We start from the raw sequence: 5,613 nt of genomic DNA, 5'->3' as shown, positions 1-5,613 counted from the left end.
TCACCCCCAGCCCCTCTCCCTGAGGACAAGGGTGGCCATCGATAGCCCAGCAACTGGGCTTGCCAGGATTGAGCCTCTGTTTGCCTGCCGGTTAACGCGATCTCCTGAAGCGCATGGACAGAGCTTCTTCCTTTTTCGGGTGGCTAGATCTGCTGGGTCTCCGGCTTGGGCAGGGTGGGATCCCGGCGGGGTTCGCCGTTGGCGCTACTCGGACGGAGCCCTTGCGGGGATCCTTTTACACCGGAACCCAACCCATCTTCGGCGGCCAGGTCGGCAGAGCGGGCGATCTCGTAAAGGCTTTTCACCACACTGCTGAGGGGAATGGCGACGATCACGCCCAGGATGCCCCCCAGTTGCGCCCCCACCAACAGGGCAATCAAGATCCACACTGGATTTAGCCCGATCAGCTCTCCCATCAGGCGGGGGGCGATGACCCGATCCTTCACCTGCTGCACGATCAGGGAAACCAGCACCACTTTAAGGCTGAGCCAAATGTCCTGAAAGGCCAGCAACACCGCCGCCGCCCCAATGCCAATCACCCCCCCCACCAGGGGGATGACCTCCAGCAGGCCGATCAGCAGGCCAAACAGGAGCCCGAAAGGTACCCGCAAAAACCCAAAAACCGGCACCAGCATCAGGGCCATGATGAACCCCAACACCAACTGGCTGATGAGGAAGTTCTGAAAGCTGAGGGCTAGGGCTTCGCCAATGCGCGGCCCCCAAGGTTTGGGGAAGAGGCTGAGCAACCCCTGCCAGAACTGGCCCCCGTAGAGCAGCATGTAGAGGGCCAACACCAGCACCAGCACCAAGTCGATCACCTGGTTGAACGTACCCAGAAGGAGATCCAGGGATTGGCCGGCAATTTTCTCGGCGCTGGCCTGCAGGCGGTTGAGAAGGGTATTGACCAGCTCCGTCTGGCCAAGGTTGATGTTGCGCTCGGCGGCCCAAAGGCTAATCTGGTCGAGCCAATTTTGTAAGGTGTCCACCCACTCTGGGATCCGCGCCCCCAGCTGCACCACTTGCTTGGCCAAGACCGGCACCACGGCGATCCCCACCAAGACCAGCAGCACCACCGAGAGAGCAAAGACCAGGGTGACCGCCAAACCCCGACTGACCCGATAGCGCCGCAGCACCTGCACCGGGTAGTTGAGCAAAAAGGCCAGCACCGCTGCCGTCAGGATGGTGGTGAGCAAATGCCCAAACAACCGACCCACCTGTATGGCCAGCCAGCCGCTGATGACGATCAAAATCCAGGTGAGCAGCAACCGCTGCAGAGGAGAGAAACGATTCATGCCGGAGCCATCCCCAAGGGATCCCAAAGCGCTTAAAAACCCAGGATGCTATACCCACTATCCACGTAGATCACCTGGCCGGTAATGCCGCTGGCCAGGTCGCTGGCCAGAAAAGCCGCCACATTGCCCACCTCTATTTGAGTGACATTGCGCCGTAGGGGAGCTTTCTCCTCCACAGCATGCAGCATGGCATGAAAATCCGAAATGGCCGATGAGGCCAAGGTGCGGATCGGGCCGGCAGAAATGGCGTTCACCCGGATCCCGGCAGGGCCCAGCTCGGCAGCCAGGTAGCGGACACAGGTTTCCAGGCCCGCTTTGGTGACGGCAGCCATGTTGTAGTTGGGCACCACTCGCACTCCTCCCAAGTAGGTCAAGGTGAGGACACTGCTGCCGGATCTCAGTAGGGGCTTGGCAGCCCGGCAGAGGGCAATCAGGGAGTAGGTGCTCACATCCATGGCCAGGGCAAACCCCTCCCGCGAGATATCGCTGAAGTTGCCGCTCAGCTCCTCTTTTTTGACATAGGCCAGGCAGTGAACCAGAATATCGACCTGACCCCATTTTTCGGTTACCCCCTGAAACAGATCGCTGATCTGCTGATCGCTTTGCACGTCGCAGGGGAGGAGAAAATCTGGCTGCAAGGGATCCGTGAGTTGCTGAACTTTGGTTTTGAAGCGATCCCGCTCGTCCGGCAGATAGGTAACCCCTAGGCTGGCCCCCGCTTTGTGCAGTTGCTGAGCAATGCCCCAGGCAATGGAGCGCTCGTTGGCAATGCCGGTTACCAAGGCTTTCTTTCCCGTCAGCTGTAGCATGGCAAAAAAAGTAGGGGTGTATTCCTTTCTATCCTCCCACAGGTGGGAGCTGGGGCTGGGAGAAGGGATCCCAGGCACTCCTGAACTCCCGTTAAAAAGGCCCGGCTTCCACAATGAAAGTCCTTATTGGTTGAAAAGGAATATTGTCTGCTGGATCTCCGCAGCCCTGTTACCCGTGCCGAAATCATCGAGCACCCGTGGTCGTTGGAAGATACCTCCCTCAACCGGGCTGATAGGTGGAAGCAACGTGCAGTTCCTTGAGCTGCTTCGCCTCAACGCTGGAAGGAGCGCCGGTGAGCAAACATCGCGCCTGCTGGGTTTTGGGAAAGGCGATGACATCCCGGATGGAATCTTCCCCGGCCAGCAACATCACCAGCCGATCCAGGCCGTAGGCAATGCCGCCGTGGGGCGGGGTGCCATACTCAAAGGCTTCCAACAAAAAGCCAAACTTGTCCCGCGCCTGTTCGGGGGTGAGGCCAATCGCTTGAAAAACCTGCTCCTGAATTTCCCGCTGGTAAATCCGCAGGGATCCCCCTCCTACTTCCACGCCGTTCCACACCAGGTCATAAGCCTGGGCCCGCGCCGTTTTCAGGTCGGCCAAGTCGTCGGGGTGGGGAGCGGTAAAGGGGTGGTGCAGGGCTTCCAGGCGATTTTCTTCGGCGTTGAACTCAAACATGGGAAAGTCGGTGATCCAGAGGAGATTCAAGGCGTTCTCTGGGATCAAACCCAGCTCCTGGCCCAGGTGCAGCCGCAGCCGGCCCAAAGACTCGTTCACCACTGCCGCCGGCCCTGCCCCAAACAGCAGCAGATCCCCTGGCTTGGCCTGGGTGAGATCCAGCAACCGCTTCTCCTGCTCGGGGCTCAAGCTCTCTTTCAGGGCGCCGATGGTATCGAGGCTGTCGGGCCGCACCCGGATAAAGGCCAAGCCGCCCGCCCCATACTGGGTGACCAGCTTGAACAGATCCCCGCCTGGTTTGATGCGAGTGTTGGAGATCTTTTCATCGCCGCCGGGCACTGGCAGGATTTTGATCAAACCGCCCTCAGCTAGCACTTTGGCGAAGACTTTGAATCGGGATCCCTGAAACACCTCCGAAACATCCACCAACTCCATCCCAAAGCGGGTGTCAGGCTTGTCGGAGCCGTAGCGGGCCATGGCCTCGGCATAGGTCAGGCGCGGGAAGGGACGGGGCAGGTGGATCCCTTTGACAGTTTTGAAGATATGGCAGATCAGTCGCTCGTTGAGCTCCAGGATCCCTTCTTGATCCATGAAGCTCATCTCCATGTCCAACTGGGTGAACTCCGGCTGCCGATCCGCCCGCAGATCCTCATCCCGAAAGCAGCGGGCGATCTGGTAGTAGCGATCCACGCCAGCCACCATCAGCAGCTGCTTAAAGAGCTGGGGCGACTGCGGCAGGGCAAACCACTCGCCGGGGTTGACGCGGCTGGGCACCAGGTAGTCTCTGGCCCCTTCTGGGGTGGAGCGGGTGAGAATGGGAGTCTCCACCTCGACAAAGCCCTCCTCGTCTTCTAGGAAACGGCGGATGGCCTGGATGACCCGGTGGCGCAGTTGCAGGTTACGGGACATGCGCTCCCGCCGCAAATCCAGGTAGCGATAGCGCAGGCGGATCTCTTCTCGCACTTCCTCTGCTTCTTCTCCCGAGACGCTGAAGGGGAGCTGCTTGCCGACTGGACTGAGCACTTCCAACTGTTCGGCGTAGATCTCGACCTCGCCGGTGGCCAGGCGAGGGTTGAAGGAGTCGGGGGGCCGTTGCTGGACAGTTCCCGTTACCCGCACCACATATTCGTTGCGCACTTCCCCCGCCAGTGGATATGACTGCGGAGTTTTCTGCGGATCCGCCACCAGTTGCACAATGCCAGAGCGATCCCGCAAATCCAGAAAGATCACCCCCCCGTGGTCGCGGCGGCGGTCGATCCAGCCGTAGAGGGTGACGGTCTGGCCAATGTGGGCCGGGCGGACTTCGCCACAGTAGAGGGTGCGGGCCGGGCGATGGATGGCAGCAGGCATGGAAGAGGTGAGAGAACAAGGGTCTGAGCCCCTATCATACAAAACTCAGACCTCCTGCCTCGACTCAGCTTCTCAAGAGCATTCAGGGGATCCGCCCAGGGCTACCACAATCGTGCAGGTGTTGTGGCGCATCATGGCAACGTAAGTTTCGGCGCCGCTGCCTGGCTCCCCCAAAGAGTCCGAGTACAGTTTCTGTTCGGCTACCTTGACCCCGGCTTCGGTGGCCACCGTTTGGAGGAGAGCGGGGTTGAGGGTGGTCTCAGCAAAGATAGCCGGCACCCGCAGAGCGCGGATCTCCTCCACTAAGCGGGCCACTGTCTGGGCGCTGGGCTGTTCTTCGGTGCTGATCCCCAGCAGGGATCCCCCCATTTTCAGGCCGTAGGCTTGGGTGTAGTAGGCAAAGGCATCGTGAGTGGTCACCAAAACCCGGTTGGGAGGGGGGATGGTCTGAATTTGCTCCCCAATCCAGGCATGAAGCTCCTCCAGCTCTGCTCGATAGGCAGCAGCATTGGTTTGGAAGAAGGTCGCCTCGCCAGGCACCTGTTCCGCCAGCTCTTGGGCAATGCGCTCCACCATGCGGATGACGTTTTCCACATTGCCCCACACGTGGGGGTCGGGAGTGGGGATCCCGTCCTCGTTGGCAACAATAGGTTCAAGGATCTCGGCCAAGGCAACCCGCCGCGCTCCTTGGGCCGTGGCTTCGATGAGACGCATCAACCCCGGCTCCAGGTTGTAGCCATTCCAGAACACCAAGTCTGCCTGCTCTAGGGCCACCCCATCCGCCGGCGTTGGCTCGTAGACATGGGGATCCATTCCCGGCTGCAGCAGGCTGGTGAGCTGGATGCGATCTTGGCCCACCTGCTCTACCCAATCGGCGATCAACGTAGTGGTAGCCACAACGCGGGGACGCGCCCATCCCGAACCGGCCAAGGCCAGAAAACTGCCGTTCCCGTCAGCGAGACAGAGTCCTATTGCCAAGCCGAAGGCTGCTACCCAACGGCGCCGCTCCCAAAGGAAGACAAGACTTTTGATCATCGTTTCATGGTTTAGATGTCCCTTTAGGGTACACTGGACTTACCGAAAATGAAAACAAAATGAAAAAGCAACTTCCTCCTCTCCCTCTTGGTCCGGCCAGGGGATCCCTGGTGGTGCGGGATCTGACGGTGCGTTACGGCAGCCTGCAGGTGCTGCAAGGGATCCAAGCTGAAATCGCGCCGGGCCGCCTCACGGGCATCCTTGGGCCCAACGGAGCCGGCAAAAGTACGTTTCTCAGAGCGCTGCTGGGGTTGGTGCCGCTGGAACGGGGGGAAGTGCGCTACGGTGGGCAAGCGCTGTGGGGAGAGCAAGTGGCCTATGTACCCCAGCGCTCGGCCATCGACTGGTCGTTTCCCGCCACGGTGTGGGATGTGGTGTTGATGGGGCAGGTGAGAGCTGCTGGCTGGTTTCGCCGCATCGGGAAAAAGGGGCAGCAGCGGGCTGCTCAAGC

General features: G+C 60.2%; 5 protein-coding genes. 1 reads left to right on the top strand and 4 read right to left on the bottom strand.

From position 1 onward, the window contains the following. Window positions 1-143: 143 nt before the first annotated feature. From NW819_RS09100 to NW819_RS09085, 4 genes are all read right to left on the bottom strand, one after another. Entirely contained in the window at window positions 144-1,292 is a 1,149-nt protein-coding gene (locus NW819_RS09100) for an AI-2E family transporter (protein WP_414341734.1), read from the bottom strand. Window positions 1,293-1,324: 32 nt separating this feature from the next. Next, complete coding sequence (gene fabI, locus NW819_RS09095; protein WP_011432788.1) at window positions 1,325-2,101, bottom strand: enoyl-ACP reductase FabI; 777 nt, start codon at window positions 2,099-2,101, stop codon at window positions 1,325-1,327. A 220-nt stretch (window positions 2,102-2,321) separates the two neighbouring features. Continuing rightward, window positions 2,322-4,127, bottom strand: coding sequence for an aspartate--tRNA ligase (gene aspS / locus NW819_RS09090; RefSeq protein ID WP_011432789.1), 1,806 nt, complete (start codon window positions 4,125-4,127; stop codon window positions 2,322-2,324). A 72-nt stretch (window positions 4,128-4,199) separates the two neighbouring features. Further along, on the bottom strand, window positions 4,200-5,162 hold the full coding sequence (locus NW819_RS09085; protein WP_414413547.1) for a metal ABC transporter solute-binding protein, Zn/Mn family: 963 nt from the start codon (window positions 5,160-5,162) through the stop codon (window positions 4,200-4,202). A 59-nt stretch (window positions 5,163-5,221) separates the two neighbouring features. On the opposite strand from NW819_RS09085, the gene NW819_RS09080 reads away from it, so the two are divergent. Then, window positions 5,222-5,613, top strand: a 392-nt coding sequence (locus tag NW819_RS09080; protein WP_414413546.1) for a metal ABC transporter ATP-binding protein, incomplete at its 3' end; no start/stop codon positions are given.

Origin of the sequence: Synechococcus sp. R8-2, from assembly GCF_047461715.1 — a bacterium.
In the GTDB taxonomy this organism is placed as follows: Bacteria; Cyanobacteriota; Cyanobacteriia; order Thermostichales; family Thermostichaceae; genus Thermostichus.
This window is presented reverse-complemented; position numbering and strand designations above follow the sequence as displayed.